The sequence below is a fragment of the Rubrobacter aplysinae genome (assembly GCF_001029505.1).
In the GTDB taxonomy this organism is placed as follows: Bacteria; Actinomycetota; Rubrobacteria; order Rubrobacterales; family Rubrobacteraceae; genus Rubrobacter_A; species Rubrobacter_A aplysinae.
The window spans coordinates 1-15518 of the sequence record NZ_LEKH01000008.1 but is presented as its reverse complement, the minus strand read 5'-3'; the positions used below and the strand labels follow the sequence as shown (position 1 = coordinate 15518).

Here is a 15518-nt window from a genome sequence, read left to right as displayed (position 1 = left end):
CGCTCCTTCCCGGTGTTTGCCCGGGATCCGCTTTACGGCTGGGTGACCGCTCCTTCGGAAGCCGAGGAGACCAGCGCGGCGTACTTGGCCATGACGCCGGTCTCGTAGCGCGGCGCAGGCTCTGTCCAGCCGGAGAGGCGGGACTGTAGCTCCTCGTCCGAGAGGCTCACGCTCAGGGAGCGGTTCTCTATGTCCAGTGTGATCCCGTCCCCATCCCGCAGAGCGGCTATGGCTCCGCCGTGGGCGGCCTCGGGGGCGACGTGGCCGACCATGAGCCCGCGGGTGGCGCCGGAGAAGCGGCCGTCGGTTATCAGGGCGACGGACTCGCCGAGGCCCTGGCCGACCAGCGCGGCTGTGACGCCGAGCATCTCGCGCATTCCGGGACCTCCCTTCGGGCCCTCGTACCGGATCACGACCACGTCGCCGTCGTAGATGCCGCCGTGGGTCGCCGCGTCCATCGCCTCCTCCTCGGACTCGAAGACGCGGGCCGGGCCGCTGTGATGCAGGCGGGTGTGGCCGGAGAGCTTGACGACCGAGCCCTCGGGGGAGAGGTTGCCCTTGAGGATTACGAGGCCCCCGCTCTCGCGCAGCGGGTCATCTACGGCGACGATCACGTCCTGCCCCTCGGCCTCTTTCGCCTCCTCGCACTCCTCGGCGATGGTGCGGCCCGTCGGGGTGAGCTGCGTGCCGTCCATGAGGTTTGCGTCGAGCATCCTCTTTCCGAGCAGGCGACTGCCGCCGGCCCGGTCGAGATCCACGGCGGTGTAACGGCCGCCGGGCTTCAGGTCCGCGATGGTCGGGGTGCGCCCGGAGACGCGGTCGAAGTCGTCTATGTCGAGCTCTATGCCGGCCTCTCGGGCTATCGCCAGCAGGTGCAGCACGCCGTTGGTGGAGCCGCCGGTCGCGGCGACGGCGGCGATGGCGTTCTCGAATGAGGCGCGCGTGAGGATGTCACGGACGGAGAGACCATTTTCGAGCATCCGCATCACGAGCCTGCCGGCCTCGACCGAGACCTCGTCGCGGCGCGGGTCGGTGGCGGGCGGGCTCGCGGAGCCCATCGGGGAGAGGCCGAGAAACTCCAGGGCCATCGCCATCGTGTTCGCGGTGAACTGGCCGCCACAGGCGCCGGGTCCGGGGCAGGCCGAAGACTCTATCTCGTTCAGCTCCTTATCGTCTATCTGGCCGGCGGCATGGGAGCCCACGGCCTCGAAGACGTCCTGGATGGTGATGTCCCGGCCGTTGTGACGCCCGGGATGGATGGAGCCGCTGTAGATCACCACGCCCGGTATCCCGAGCCGGGCCAGCGCCAGCGCGCCGCCGGGGATGGTCTTGTCGCAGCCGACGATGGAGACCACGGCGTCGAACATGTGCCCGCGCCCGACGAGCTCTATGGAGTCCGCGATCAGGTCCCGCGAGACCAGCGAGGTCTTCATCCCCTCGGTGCCCATCGTCACGCCGTCGGAGATGGCGACGGTGTTGTACTCCATCGGCGTGCCGCCGGCCTCCCGGATGCCTTCTTTGACACGCTCGGCGAGGCGGCGCTGGTTGTAGGTGCAGGGCATGGTCTCGATCCAGGTGTGCGCCACGCCGATTATGGGTTTCGAGAGGTCCTCGTCGGTGTAGCCTATGGACTTGAGCATGGCCCTGGCGGCCGCGCGGTCCCTGCCTTCTACTATCTGTCGGCTGCGGCTCCTCGGGTCCGTCTGGCTTCCTGTCTGCATGGACTACACCCCCGATTTCAAAAGGTTTTACAGAGTTTATAGAGGATAATCGTACACCCGACAGCATAGAATATTCTGGAGTATGGCTCTACCTCCGTAGGCTCCGGCATGAGCCCCGGGTTCCGCCGGGTTCTCGGTAAAAAGGCGGTTACCCGCGCTGGGGCTCCACCCCCACGATGACCCGGCCGGTGCTGCCGCCTGCAAGCAGGGTCTCGAACGCCTCGGGGACTCTATCTATACCTTCGAAGACGCTGTGCAGGCTCTGGACCTTTCCTTCGCCTAACCAGTCGCCGACCTCGGACTCGAACTGTTCGCGCAGATCCTCGTGGGCCGTGACGGTGAAGCCGCGCATCGTCAGCTCCTTGTAGATCATGTTGCGGTAGTTATCCGGGCCGCCGGAGCTCTGAGATACGGCACCGCAAATCACCGCGCGCCCGCCCGTGTTGAGCACGTCGAGCGCGGCTTCCAGTTGCTCGCCGCCGACGTTGTCGTAGTACAGGTCGATGCCCTCCGGAGCGGCCTCGCGCAGCAGGTCCACCGCCGGGCCGTCGTGGCGATTGATGGCCCGGTCCGCGCCGAGCACGTCGGTGAGCAGCGAGACCTTCTCGTCCGAACCGGCCACCCCGATAACGGTCGCGCCGCGGGCCTTTGCGAACTGGACCGCGCAGCTACCGACGCCGCCGGCGGCGCCGGAGACGTAGACTACGTCCTCGGGGCCGACGCCTCCTACGTGGATCATCCCGGTGTACGCCGTGAAACCAACGTGCCCGAGAATCGTCAGGTGTGCGTCTAGCTCGTCGTCGGAGGCGGGAGGCCGAATCTTGCGGAGCCCGGAGCCTTCGACGACCGCCGCCGTGCTCCAGGGCACCTTGCCGACGGCTAATTCTCCCGTTTCGAAGTTTTTATCTTCTGAGCGGAGGACCTCGACGACTGCGTCGCTCTCGGGCACGTCACCGACACCGATTCCGGGCCCATACGCCGTGCCTCCGCCGCCGAGACGATGCGCGAGGCCGGCGTTCAGGCCGAGCCGGCGCAACCCGACCAGGACCTGTCCCTTATCCGGTCCGCCAACCTCGGCGTCGAACACGCCGAAGTTCTGCTCCGTGACGCTTTCTTCGGGTACCGTGGTCAGCTGTACTTCTTGAACTCTCATGCGGCTACGCTACCGCACGGGGCCACGCCGGGCAACGCCGCCATATCCCGCTGCAGCCTGACACGGCCCCCGTCCGGCTATCCCCGGCTGTGGGAGAGCTCCACGTTTTGCGAACTATCAGTAGCCCGGCGGAGCCCAGAGGTTACGCCTGTCGTACGCCTGGGGCGTGCAGGAGGATGAAAACGCCGCCGGATGCAGGCTCCGGAGTTTAGAATGGCGTGGTGAGGGGCGGAGCCGAGAGTACGGGAACCTGGCTTTTCCTGGCCGCGACCCTCGTTTTCTGGTCCTCGGCGTTCGCCGGCATCCGGGCCGGGCTCGAGGACTACAGCCCGGGTCATCTGGTGGTGTTGCGGCTGGTCTCGGCCTCTTCGGTCCTCCTGGTGTACGCACTGGTTACGAGGATGCGGCTCCCGCGTTTGCGGGACGTGCCGGCGATACTCCTCGCCGGTTTCCTGGCCCACACCGTATACCACTCCGGGCTCGCTTACGGTGAGTTGACCGTTAGCGCCGGTGGGGCCAGCCTGCTCATCGCGACCGCCCCGATATTCACCGCGATCCTGGCTACGGCTTTTCTCGGCGAGCGTGTAGAGCCCCTGGGCTGGGCCGGGATGGGCGTGAGCTTCGTGGGAGTTGCCCTGATCGCCCTCGGCGAGGGCGGCGGGCTCGGGCTCGCGCCGGGGGCGTTCCTGATTCTGCTTGCCGCGCTGTCGGCGAGCGGGTACTTCGTGATCCAGAAGTTCTATCTGAAGCGTTACCGGGCGCTGGACTTTACCGCGTACGCGGTGTGGGCCGGTACGGCTTTCTCTCTGGTATTCTCGCCAGGGTTGGCGGCGAATATCTCGGCGGCCTCCGTCGGGGCGACGGCCTCGGTGGTGTACCTCGGAGTATTTCCGACGGCGGTGGCCTACGTCACCTACGCCTACGCGCTCTCGCGGCTACCGGCCTCCAGGGCGACGAGCTTCCTGTACATCTCGCCCGCCGCGGCCATCGCCATCGCGTATGTCTGGCTGGGCGAGATCCCGACGCCGCTCTCCATAACCGGCGGCGTGATAGCCGTGGCCGGGGTCGTGCTGGTCAACGCGAAGAGAGGCTAGCCGGTCTTTGCCGAACCTTGCCGAACCTTGCCGAACCTTGCCGGCCCGTGCGTGACGAGGCAAAACCACCGGGGCGCCGAGGTGCGGTATTTCACCGCCGCCGAGCCGTTCTCTGATATAGATACGGGCTAGATGGGTGGAGCACGCGAGAGACCGGGCGGGTGGCGGAGATACCTTGCGAAAGCCGGGAAGGTGGAGGAGGGGAGAACGCTGAAGGTCGAGCGGGCGTCGAGCATAGAACACGTGGGCGCGGCGGCCTGGCGCGAGGTCGAGTCGCCGGACTTCCCGTTCTTCGACTTCGAGTTCCTGCGCGCGCTGGAGCGGTCCGGCAGCGTCGGGCGCGGCACCGGGTGGCAGCCGGTGTACCTGATCTGCCGCGACGCGGAGCGTGTAGAGGGCGCGCTGTGCCTGTACCTCAAGACCGACAGCTACGGTGAGTACATCTTCGACTGGGAGTGGGCGATGGCCTACCGGGAGCACGGCATGGCGTACTACCCGAAGCTCACCGCAGCCGTGCCGTTCACCCCGGCGACCGGCCCGAAGCTGCTCGTGAGACCCGGGCTGGACGAGACCGGGGCCGGGCGGGTAAAGACCGCCCTCCTGGATGAGGCGGAGAGGCTCGGGGACGAGCGGCGCGTCAGCTCCACGCACGCTTTGTTCGTACCCGGCGATGAGCTGCCCGAGTTCTCCGGACGCGGCTTCATGGAGCGGCATTCGCTCCAGTTCCACTGGCACAACCGGGGTTACGAGGAGTTCGACGACTACCTGGCCGCGCTCTCTAGTAAGCGGCGGCGGCAGATAGCGCGTGAGCGCCGCCAGCTCGACGAGGATCTGCGGATCGAGCGTCTGACCGGAGACGAGCTAAAGCCCGAGCACGCCGAGATCATGCACCTCCTCTATCTCAGCACCTCGGATAGAAAGTGGGGCGTGCCGTACCTACAGGACGGCTTCTTCGAGGAGGCGTTCGAGACCATGCGCGACCGCATCCTGCTCGTGCTGGTCCGGGACGGCTCCGGGGTTCCGGTAGCCGGGGCGCTCAACTTTTTCAAGGGCGACACGCTCTTCGGCCGGTACTGGGGCTCTTTCGAGGAGCGGCGAAACCTGCACTTCGAGCTCTGCTACTACCAGGCGATACAGTTCGCCATCGAGCGGGGGATGCGGCTCTTCGAGGCCGGGGCCCAGGGTCACCACAAACACGCCCGGGGCTTCGTCCCGGTGGTGACCTACAGCGCACACGAGATCCGGCACCCCGCCTTCAGGGACGCGATCGGGCGCTTTCTGGAGACCGAGCGCGAGCTCGTCGCCGAGACCGTGACCGAGTACGACCTCCACGACCCGTACAAGGGTTAGCGCCCGGCAGCGTCTTGTAAGTTTTGGTGCCTGATCCCCGCAAGCACTGCCCCGTATACCGGAGTATGGTTCTCGATAGGAGCCTAGAGAGCTCGGGTGCTGATTAGCACGCTGGCTTCTCTGGGTACGCTGTGTTGCTGGAGAGCCCGACGGTAAGAGTTTCGCCGGGAGGTTTCGGAGGAAAGGAGTACGGTCGTGGCGCAACCATCATCGTCCGCCGGAGGCACCGGAGATACCGGAGGCAACAGACGTTTCGTTTACGTAATAGCCTCTGTAGCCGCGCTTGGAGGGCTGCTCTTTGGCTATGACACCGGGGTCATCTCCGGGGCGCTGCTTTTTATTAATCAGGATTTTCAGCTCAACGCTTTTCTGGAAGGTTTTATAGTTAGCTCGCTCTTGCTCGGAGCGATGGTGGGGGCCGGGGTCAGCGGGGCACTGTCCGACCGGCTCGGCCGGCGGACGATCATACTCGTCGCGGCCATCATCTTTGGCGTGGGCGCGGTCGGGGCCGGGCTCGCCCCGACCATATGGGTGCTGATCGTGTTCCGCTTCATGCTCGGTCTCGGTGTGGGCGCGGCCTCGGCCCTGGTGCCGTCCTACATCTCGGAGTCCGCCCCGACCGACGTGCGCGGCTCGCTCTCCTCGCTTTTTCAGCTCGCGATCACGCTGGGCATCCTGCTGGCGTATCTCATCAACGGGGTATTCGCGACCGCGGATAGCTGGCGTTGGCCGCTCGGTCTCGCCCTTATCCCCGCGGTGGTGCTCTTCGTGGGTATGTACTTCTTGCCAGAGACGCCCCGCTGGCTCGTGAGCAAGAACCGGGAGGAAGAGGCCCGCCGGGTCCTGAGTCACAGCCGCTCCTCGGAAGAGGTGGAGCGTGAGATAGGGGAGATCCGGGCCGTGGAACAGGAGGAAGAGGATCAGGTCGGGTACCGGGAGCTGTTCGCGCCGTGGGTGAGGCCGATGATCGTGGTCGGGGTGGGGCTGGCCGTCTTCCAGCAGCTCGTCGGGATCAACACGGTCATCTACTACGCGCCCACTATCATCCAGTCCACCGGGCTAGAGAACGTGGCCTCCGTCCTCTCGACCATCGGCATCGGGGTGGTAAACGTGCTGATGACGGTCGTCGCGATCCTCATAGTGGACCGCGTCGGACGCAAGCCGCTACTACTGGTCGGTCTGGCGGGCATGGTGGTGTCGCTCTTGGTTATCGGGGGCGCATTCCTGCTGCCCGGTCTCTCCGGGATCATATCCTGGGTGACGCTCGTGGGACTTATGCTGTACGTTGCCTCGTTCGCGGTGAGCTTCGGCCCCCTGCTGTGGGTGATGCTGCCGGAGATCTTCCCGGTGAGGGCCCGCGGCGCCGGTACAGGCCTCTCTTCCCTGAGCAACTGGGGGGCCAACTTCGTGGTGGCCCAGGCCTTCCTGCCGCTAGTGGCGATCACTGGCCGGACCACCGTTTTCTGGGGGCTCGGCGTTATCTGTGTGCTGGCAGGCCTGTTCATATACTTCGTGGTGCCGGAGACCCGTGGCCGCAGCCTGGAGGACATAGAGTCGGACCTCCGGGAGGGCGCGACGACGGGATGACCGGATCTCTTACCCTTCCGTGCATCGCCCCGTCGCCGGAGTGATACGCGAAAGGTAGACCAGAGCAGTGGTCGCCTCGCGCCGGGAAAGCCGGAGAAAGCCGCGGGTTACGGAGGGGTTACGGAGGAGCGAGGGGTAGATAGGAGGCAGTAGATGAACGCCATAGGGGTAGACGTGGGCGGGACCAAGATCGCGGCGGCGGTCGTCTCGCCCGGGGGTGAGATCCTGAACGAGGTGAGGTATCCGACCCAGGCGGTGCCTCCGAACCGGCTTCTCGAATCTATCGGGTACGCCATAAACGAGGCTGGAGAGGGCTTCGAGACGGGCGGGGCGTGCGTCGCGGTCCCGGGTCTGGTGATGAGCCCGGAGAACAAGGTCATCTTCGCGCCCAACCTGCACGAGATAGAGGGTATCCGGCTGGACGAGGAGCTGGGCCGCAGCACCGGGCTCCCGGTGACCGTGGAGAACGACGCGAACGCCGCGGCCTGGGGCGAGTTCCATTACGGGGCCGGAAAGGACGTGGAGCATCTGGTCTTCGTGACCCTCGGCACGGGCGTCGGGGGCGGCGTCATTACCCACGGGGTGCTCCTGAGGGGCCTACAGGGGGCGGGCGGAGAGCTGGGACACATCGTGATGGAGCCCGGCGGTCCCCTGTGCGGCTGCGGTAACGAAGGATGCCTGGAGGCGCTGGCCTCGGGGACCGCGATCCAGCGCCGGGCGCGGGAGGTGGCGAACCGGCATCCGGGATCGGCTCTGGGGCGGCTCGCGATCGAGCGGCAGATACTCGGGGAGGACGTAACCAGGCTGGCTCAAGAGGAGGACGAGGCGGCCTTGCGGGTGCTGCGGGAGACCGGCACCTGGCTCGGCATCGGTCTGGCCGGTTTCGTGAACATCTTCAACCCCGAGATCGTGGCCGTCGGCGGCGGGGCGTCCCAGGCGGGAGAGATGCTCCTCGAACCCGCCCGCGAGGAGATGTACCGCAAGGCCCGCTCCCCTTCCCGCGACCTCGTAGAGATAATGGAGGCCACGCTGGGGCCGACGTCGGGCGTGCTCGGCGCGGCGGCCCTGGCCCAGGACGGCGAGGGGAGATACGTGCTGGAGCCCGCCGGGGAAGCCTCGTGAGCTGAAGGTAAACGAGGTAACCGCAAAAGGTTAGTATTCCGGAGGCGGTGCCTGACGGGTAAGAGAGGACGAGAGCGGGGGGCGTGGGGGAGTTATGGGGAAGATAGTCACCCTGGGCGAGGTGGTCGCGGACGTGTACCGGGAGGAATCGTCCTCCGAGGTCGAGATGCCGTTCACCGCCCGTCCCGGCGGCGCTCCGGCGAACGTGGCCGTTGCCGCCGCGAGGCTCGGGGCCGAGGCGGCGTTTATCGGGAGTCTCGGCGACGATCTCTTCGGGGACTTCGTCCGCCGCGCCCTGTCCGCGGCCGGGGTCGATACCTCGGCTGTGCTGCGCCGGCCGCCGCCCACGCGCACGACGCTGGCCTTCGTCGAGGTGGAGGACGACGGCGAGCGGGAGTTCACCTTCTATCGCTCGACGCCGGCGGCGGACGAGCTCCTCTCGCCGGATGACATCGGGCGCGACGCCGTCTCGGGGGCGTCCTTCGTAAACTTCGGGAGCATCCCGCTCATAAAGGACCCGGTGCGCCAGGCGGCCCACGAGCTTGCGCGGGCCGCCGGCGAGGCAGGGGTGCCGCTGGCCTTCGACGTGAACCTCCGCGAGCACCTGTGGGAGAGTCTTGAGAGCGCCCGGGAGGCCGTGGATCCCATCCTGGACCTCTCCGGGGTGGTCAAGCTCAGCGACGACGAGCTGCCGCTCGTGCTCGGCGTGGAAGACGTGGAAGAGGCCGCGAGAATCCTTTTGGATCGGGGCGTGTCGCTGGTGCTCGTGAGCCTGGGGAGCGACGGGGCCTTTTACGCCACCCGGGAGTATAGCGGTAGCCTGCCAGGCTTCGAGGTCGAGCAGGCCGTGGACGCTACCGGGGCCGGGGACGCCTTCCTGGCGGCTACTCTGACACACCTCTCCGAGAGCGGCGAGTGGCTCGCCGAAGACGCCGTGCGGGCGGCGGTGAGGCGGGGCACCGCCGCCGGGGCCCTGGCCTGCACCGCCTTCGGCGCGATGCGGGCCCTGCCGACCAGGGAAGAGCTGGAGCGGTTCATGCGGGCCCGGGGATAAAGCGGGGGTGGGATCAGGAACGCCCGGGAGGTAGACCCCGGCTTTGCCATCCGGCGGGCGGGACGTAGAATACGGTCATGGGTCTCGAAGGTCTCGGCAAGATACTTATTGGCGGGGCGGTGGTGCTGCTTGTCGCGGGCGTGCTGATGTTGCTCCTCAGCCGGTTCGGGCTCGAGAGGCTGCCGGGCAACCTCGTGTTCCGGCGCGGCAACGCGACCGTGTACTTGCCGGTTGGGCTGATGATCCTGATCTCCATCGTCGGCACCATCCTCCTCAACGTCTTTCTCCGGCGCTAGAGAGGTTGGAGGAGCTCCCCTAGCCTTTCGGGGCGGCGAGGGTAAGGCCGAATAGCTCGTCCGGGTCGGTGTAGAGGTCGAGCATGTGGAAGGCGGTATCCTCGAACATCCCGGCGGCGGACTCCCGGGTGAACTTGGCACTGATCTCGGTCCGCAGCCCCTCGCCCTTTTCGAAACGTACGTCCATCCCGAGGGCGGGCAGCTTTACCTCCTGGTCCTCCAGCGAGTCGAGCCACATCTCCACTCGCTGGTGGGGCTCGTCGTAGGCCGCCCGGTGGGCGAATAGCTCCGGGTCGAAGTTCGCCTCCAGGTTATGATTCAGGACGCTCAACAGGTTCTTGTTGAACCTGGCGGTGGCGCCCGCCGCGTCGTCGTAGGCCCTCTCCAGCGTCTCCCGGGGCTTGACGAGATCGACCCCGATCAGGAGATGATCGCCCTCGCCCATGCTCTCCCGGAGCGTCCTGAGGAAACCCCGGCGGCTCTCCGGCGAGAAGTTGCCGATGGTGCCGCCGAGCAACACCACCAGTCTCCCGCCGGAGCCGTTCTCCGCGCTTTTTAGCAGGCTGCGCAGCGACTTGTCGAAGTCTCCGACGTACCCCTGGATGTCCAGGTCGGGGTATCTGGAGGCCAGCTGCTCGCCGCTCTCTTCGAGCGCGCTCTCGCTCACGTCGAGCGGCGCGTAGCGGGCCGGTCCGCCGGATTCCAGGAGCGCGTCGAGCAGGGCTCGGGTCTTGCTCGAAGAGCCGGAGCCGAGCTCGACCAGGGTCCGGCACCCGGTACGCGAGACGATCTCCTCGGACCTCTGCCGCAGGATGGAGAACTCGGCGTCGGTCTGGTAGTACTCCGGCGTCTCGGTAATCTCCTCGAAGATCCTGGACCCTTCCGCGTCGTAGAGGTACTTCGGGGAGGTTGAGAGGTCCTTGGGCTCCCGCGAGAGACCGGCCTTCACGTCACGGATCATCTCTTCGAGCGTCACCCCTGGCTCGTCGAGCGTCGAGATTCTTATCCGGCTGTTTTCGCGGCTCATCGGCTCCTCGTGGTGGATCGCGGTGGCTCGTGGTGGCTCGTGGTGGAACATGGTTAAGGTGGATCCCGTCTCCGGGCGGCACGGGGGGTAGATTACCACCTTTCCGCTCACCCACCCGGCGGCTGCTCGACGACTGCCCGACCGGGGAGTCCTCCTGGACGCTGTGGCTCCACGCTCGACGGCTCCGCGGCTGGCGTCGCGCAACACGAGATGCGGGCCCTGGCATGGTAACGCCGTGTATGATGAGATAGTGGATTGTATGAGGCGCGGAGAGAGCACGGGGCCGGTGGGGGGATGCTGATCTCCGAGCTCGACTACGAGCTACCAGAGGAGTTGATCGCCCAGCGTCCGGCCTCTCCCCGCGACGCCTCGCGCCTAATGGTCGTGGACGTGGCATCCGGCGGGATCTCACACCACGGCTTCCGGGAGCTGCCGGGCTTCCTCTCCCCGGGTGATGCCCTGGTGCTGAACGAGACGAAGGTGATACCGGCCCGCCTCGCCGTCCGCAAGGAAACCGGTGGAGCGGTGGAGTTGCTCTTTTTGCGGGAGCTGGACCGCGCGAACGGCGTCGGTCGCTGGGAGGTCATGGCCCGGCCCGGTAGACGGCTCAGGCCCGGTATGCGGCTCCTGGCTGGCGGGGAGGAGGTGCGGCTCGCCGGGGAGCTGGACGGCGGCCACTGGGCCGTTGAAGCGCGGGACGTTCCCGGGCTCCTGGAGCGGCGGGGAAGGATGCCGTTGCCGCCGTACATCGAGCCGACGCCCGAGGCCGAACGGGAGTACCAGACCGTCTACGCCCGGGAAGAAGGCTCCGCCGCCGCGCCCACGGCCGGACTCCACTTCACCGAAGGGGTGCTCGCGGGCTGCCGGGAGGCGGGCGCGGAGATAGCGCGGGCTACGCTGCACGTCGGGGCCGGGACCTTCGCCCCCGTGCGCTCCGGGGTGCTCGAGGAGCACGAGATGCACGCCGAGCGTTACCGCGTGCCGGAGGCGACGGCGCGGATGGTCGAGTCGGCGGAGCGGGTCGTGGCCGTCGGGACAACCGTCGCCCGCACGCTCGAAACCTGGGCGGGAACCGGGGAGCGGGAGGGGGAGTCCGATCTCTTCGTGTATCCCGGATACCGCTGGCGGACCGTGGACGTCCTGCTAACCAACTTCCACCTGCCGCGCTCGACGCTGCTGGCGATGGTGATGAGCTTCGGCGGCACAGAGCTCGTACGCGAGGCGTACCGGCAGGCCGTCGAGCATCGCTACAGGTTCTACTCTTTCGGGGACGCGATGCTCCTCGTCGGCGGCGGCAGAGGGCGGGTGGCGTCGTAGGCGCGGCGGTGAGAATCGAGGTCGAAGAGACCAGCGGCGCGGCGCGGGCCGGCAAGCTCTACACGCCGCACGGGGCCGTCGAGACCCCGACGTTCATGCCGGTTGGCACCAAGGCTTCTGTCAAGGGACTCACCCCACGGGAGGTGCGCGAGACCGGGGCCGGAGTGGTGCTCGGGAACACCTACCATCTATATCTGCGGCCCGGGCCGGACCTGATACGGGAAGCCGGCGGCCTGCACTCTTTCTCCGGCTGGGACGGGCCGATGCTCACCGATTCGGGCGGATACCAGGTGTTCTCGTTGGCCGACACCCGCAAGCTGACCGAAGACGGGGCGGAGTTCGTCAGCGTGTACGACGGCTCGCGCCACGTGTTCACCCCGGAGCTCACGACCCGGGTGCAGGAGGACCTCGGCGCGGACGTGGCGATGGTGCTCGACGAGTGCCCGCCCGCCGACGCCGGATACGAGTATCAGGCGGAGTCGCTGCGGCGGACGGCCCGGTGGGCCGAGCGCTGCCAGGAGGCGCACACGAGGGAGGATCAGGCGCTGTTCGGCATCGTGCAGGGCGGGCTGTACGAGGACCTGCGGCGGGAGAGCCTGGAGCGGACGGTCTCCCTGGACTTTCCCGGGTACGCCGTCGGGGGGCTCTCGGTCGGGGAGTCGCGGGAGGAGATGCTCCGGGTGGTGGCGCTGACCGCCGCCGGGCTGCCGGAGGACAAGCCCCGGTACTTCATGGGCATCGGCGACCCGGTCGGGGTGCTGGGTGTGATCTCGCTCGGCGTGGACATGTTCGACTGCGTCTTGCCGACCCGGCTCGCCCGGCATGGCTCGGTGCTGACCGCCGACGGACGGCTGAACCTGAAGAACTCCCGGTTCCGCCGCGATCTCGGGCCGCTGGAGACCGGATGCGCCTGCGAGGCGTGCCGGGACTACAGCCAGGCGTATCTGGCGCATCTGGTGCGGGAGAACGAGCTGCTCGGGCACCGGCTGCTGACGCTGCACAATTTGACGTTCATGGGCGAGCTGTGCCGGAGGGCGCGGGAGGAGATCCGGGCCGGCAGCTTCGAGAGCTGGTCGCGGGGCTGGATCTCACGCTACCTCGCGGGCGCCCCCGCGTAGCGGTAAACAAACGGTAAACATGGTCTCCGGTGCCCGCCGGTTCGCCTGTAGAGAGCCGGTGTAGAGGCCACGGCTATGTAATAATCCGGGACGGTCTATGCCAAGTCGTCGCAACAGCCTCCTGATCCTCGGTCTCGTCGCCATCCTCTTGGCGGCGGCGGTGTACCTGATCTTCATCCGCCAGCCCGTGAGCCAGGCCACGCAGCTCGGCCTCGACCTGCAGGGCGGGGTGAGCGTACAGCTAGAGGGCTACCGCACCGACGGCTCCGAGGTCGAGCGCGACGAGATGGAGCGGGCCGTGCAGGTCATCCGCGAGCGCGTGGACAGCCTCGGCGTCACCGAGCCCGAGATCCAGATCCAGGGCCAGGATCAGGTTTCGGTGAACATCCCCGGTATCACGGACACCGAGCGGGCCGTAGAGGTTATCGGACGCACCGCCCAGCTCGGCTTGTACGAGGTGCTCGCCTACGAGCAGCAGGACAACGTCCCCGAAGGCGAGGTCCAGTCGGCCGAGGACGACCTCCGCCAGAGCCTCAAGGACGACTCCGAGTTCGAGGAGGGCGAGACCAAGATTCTCTTCGAGGAGAGCCCCGCTCTAGAGGGCGAGGGCACGTACGTCGCGGGCTACATAGTCTCCGAGCAACCGCAGATAACCGGCGGCGCGCTCGACTCCGCAACCGTCGGCGTGGACGACCAGAGCAACCGGATAGTCCAGATGAACTTTACCCGCGAGGGCGGGCAGCAGTTTACAGACCTCTCACAGGAGATCTCCCAGAGCACCCTGGGCGCCGGGGAGCCCGGCCGGCTGGCGATAGTCCTCGACGACGATGTGGAGAGCGCGCCCGTCGTGGAGCAGGCGATACCCGGCGGGCAGGTCTCGATCAGCAACGACAGCCTCCCCGGCGGGCTGCCCCAGGACGAGGCCGAGGAACTCCAGGTGGTGCTGGAGACCGGCGCGCTGCCCGTAAACATGAGAGTGCTCTCGGTCACGACCATCGGGGCGACGCTCGGGGCCGCCTCTCTGGCCGGGGGTTTGATCGCCGCGGCCGCCGGGTTCGCGCTCGTGTTGGCCTTCCTGACGTTTATCTACCGGGCGCTCGGGATGGTTGCGAGTGCCGCCCTGCTGATCTACGCGTTCCTCCTCTGGGGGGTGATAGTCGCGGTGCCGATCACGATCACCCTGCCGGGCATTGCGGGCGTGGTGCTGGCGCTCGGCGTGGCGGCGGACGCGAATATCGTGATCTTCGAGCGGGTCAAGGAGGAGGTGCGGCGCGGTAAGACGCCCCGCAGCGCCATAGCCCTCGGCTACCAGAAGGGCTTCCGGGCCATACTGGACGGCAACCTGACCACGATCATCGTTGCCATGATCCTGTTCGGGCTCTCCAGCGGCTCTGTAAGGGGCTTCGCGGTGCTGCTCTCCATCGGCGTGTTGCTCTCCATGTTCACGGCGGTCGTCGTGACCCGCGCTCTGCTCGGCCTGATCTCCAGCCGGGGCGGGCTCAATCTTACGCCCCGGATGCTCGGCGTCTCACCGGACAGCATCCGGCCGGCGGGCAGAGGCTCGGAGTCCGGGGAGAAGGCGAGGGTGCGCTAGTGGCGGTCGGCAGGGCGACCCGGAACATAGACTTCGTCGGCGGCTGGCGCAAGTGGTTCGCCGTCTCGCTGGCCGTGATCGTGCTCGGCCTGGCGGCCATCGGACTCGGGCGGCTGAACCTCGGCATAGACTTTACCGGCGGCACGGAGTTCACCCTGAACGACCCCGGGAGCGGCGTGACCGCGGATGGGGTCCAGAATGCGGTGCCCTCCGGGGTAGCCGGTGAGGTAACGGCCCAGCGCCTCGGAAATGGCAACTTCGAGGTAACGACGCCGCCGCTTTCGCAGTCCGAGAGTGCCGAGGTGAGGGACGCGCTGTCGAGCCAGTTCGACTCGGAGGTCAGCACGACTAACGTAAGCCCGACCTTCGGCGGTCAGGTGCGGGATCAGGCGCTACAGGCCGTCGGCGTGGCGCTCGCGGTCATCGTGGTGTTTATCAGCTACCGCTTCGAGTTCGCCTTCGCAACGGCGGCCATAGCGGCGGTCATCCACGACATTCTGGTAACGGCCGGCGTCTACGCGCTGGTCGGGCGGGAGGTGAACCTCGTAACCGTGGTCGCGGTGCTGACCGTGCTCGGCTACTCACTCTACGACACGGTTATAATCTTCGACCGTATCCGGGAGAACACGCCGGAGGGGGAGTACGAGAGGAGCCGCTTCGACCGGCTCATAAACGACTCCATCCGGCAGGTCATAACGCGTTCGATCTACACCTCGCTGTCTACCCTGATCCCGATCTCGGCCCTGCTCATCTTCGGCGGCTCCACGCTATCTGACTTCGCCTTCGCGCTGCTCGTCGGTATCCTGGCCGGCACCTACAGCTCTATCTTCATAGCCTCGCCGGTGCTCTCGCTTTACAAGGCCCGGCGCGGTGCCCGGCCCCAGCGCGAGGATGAGCCCCAGCCCGGTCAGGTATAGCGGACCTCAAATGGTGACTACTGAAGGGTTGCGAAGCTTCTCTTAAACGCTTGGTGTGAGTTAGGTGGTGAAGATTTGAGTGGAAGGTGTCCACGCCCTAGAGTCGGCTTGCCACCCGATCCCGTGGGAAAGGAACCGACTGCTCATGCTCGACGTGGACACCTTCCT

13 protein-coding genes are annotated in these 15518 nt (G+C 67.0%); 10 read left to right on the top strand and 3 right to left on the bottom strand.

Annotation, left to right across the window (positions count from 1 at the left end):
- Positions 1-32: 32 nt before the first annotated feature.
- Complete coding sequence (gene ilvD / locus ABD53_RS09395) at positions 33-1721, bottom strand: dihydroxy-acid dehydratase (protein WP_047865540.1); 1689 nt, start codon at positions 1719-1721, stop codon at positions 33-35.
- A 148-nt stretch (positions 1722-1869) separates the two neighbouring features.
- Complete coding sequence (locus tag ABD53_RS09390; RefSeq protein WP_047865539.1) at positions 1870-2874, bottom strand: MDR family NADP-dependent oxidoreductase; 1005 nt, start codon at positions 2872-2874, stop codon at positions 1870-1872.
- Positions 2875-3095: 221 nt separating this feature from the next.
- Here ABD53_RS09390 and ABD53_RS09385 point away from each other — a divergent pair, with 221 nt between their 5' ends.
- From ABD53_RS09385 to ABD53_RS09360, 6 genes are all read left to right on the top strand, one after another.
- Complete coding sequence (locus ABD53_RS09385) at positions 3096-3968, top strand: DMT family transporter (RefSeq protein WP_047865629.1); 873 nt, start codon at positions 3096-3098, stop codon at positions 3966-3968.
- Between the two features lie 192 nt (positions 3969-4160).
- Complete coding sequence (locus tag ABD53_RS09380; protein ID WP_047865538.1) at positions 4161-5318, top strand: GNAT family N-acetyltransferase; 1158 nt, start codon at positions 4161-4163, stop codon at positions 5316-5318.
- 195 nt (positions 5319-5513) lie between these two features.
- Positions 5514-6905, top strand: coding sequence for a sugar porter family MFS transporter (locus tag ABD53_RS09375; protein WP_047865537.1), 1392 nt, complete (start codon positions 5514-5516; stop codon positions 6903-6905).
- 153 nt (positions 6906-7058) lie between these two features.
- A complete protein-coding gene (locus ABD53_RS09370) occupies positions 7059-8027 on the top strand; it encodes an ROK family protein (protein WP_047865536.1) in 969 nt (322 codons plus the stop codon).
- A 94-nt stretch (positions 8028-8121) separates the two neighbouring features.
- The gene (locus ABD53_RS09365) at positions 8122-9081 is read left to right on the top strand and encodes a carbohydrate kinase family protein (protein ID WP_047865535.1); all 960 of its coding nucleotides are present in this window, start codon (positions 8122-8124) and stop codon (positions 9079-9081) included.
- A gap of 77 nt (positions 9082-9158) precedes the next feature.
- Positions 9159-9377, top strand: coding sequence for a DUF2905 domain-containing protein (locus ABD53_RS09360; RefSeq protein ID WP_047865534.1), 219 nt, complete (start codon positions 9159-9161; stop codon positions 9375-9377).
- A 19-nt stretch (positions 9378-9396) separates the two neighbouring features.
- Here ABD53_RS09360 and egtD read toward each other — a convergent pair whose 3' ends face one another.
- Entirely contained in the window at positions 9397-10455 is a 1059-nt protein-coding gene (egtD, locus tag ABD53_RS09355; protein WP_200900352.1) for an L-histidine N(alpha)-methyltransferase, read from the bottom strand.
- Positions 10456-10698: 243 nt separating this feature from the next.
- On the opposite strand from egtD, the gene queA reads away from it, so the two are divergent.
- The 4 genes from queA to secF all read left to right on the top strand — a co-directional run bounded on the left by queA (position 10699) and on the right by secF (position 15350).
- On the top strand, positions 10699-11721 hold the full coding sequence (queA, locus tag ABD53_RS09350; RefSeq protein ID WP_047865532.1) for a tRNA preQ1(34) S-adenosylmethionine ribosyltransferase-isomerase QueA: 1023 nt from the start codon (positions 10699-10701) through the stop codon (positions 11719-11721).
- Positions 11722-11729: 8 nt separating this feature from the next.
- Positions 11730-12839: a tRNA guanosine(34) transglycosylase Tgt gene (gene tgt / locus ABD53_RS09345; protein WP_047865531.1), complete on the top strand. Its 1110-nt coding sequence runs from the start codon at positions 11730-11732 to the stop codon at positions 12837-12839.
- A 97-nt stretch (positions 12840-12936) separates the two neighbouring features.
- A complete protein-coding gene (gene secD, locus ABD53_RS09340) occupies positions 12937-14433 on the top strand; it encodes a protein translocase subunit SecD (protein ID WP_053057882.1) in 1497 nt (498 codons plus the stop codon).
- Positions 14433-15350, top strand: coding sequence for a protein translocase subunit SecF (secF, locus tag ABD53_RS09335; protein WP_053057881.1), 918 nt, complete (start codon positions 14433-14435; stop codon positions 15348-15350). Before secD ends, secF begins: the two co-directional genes overlap by 1 nt.
- The last annotated feature ends 168 nt before the right edge of the window (positions 15351-15518 follow it).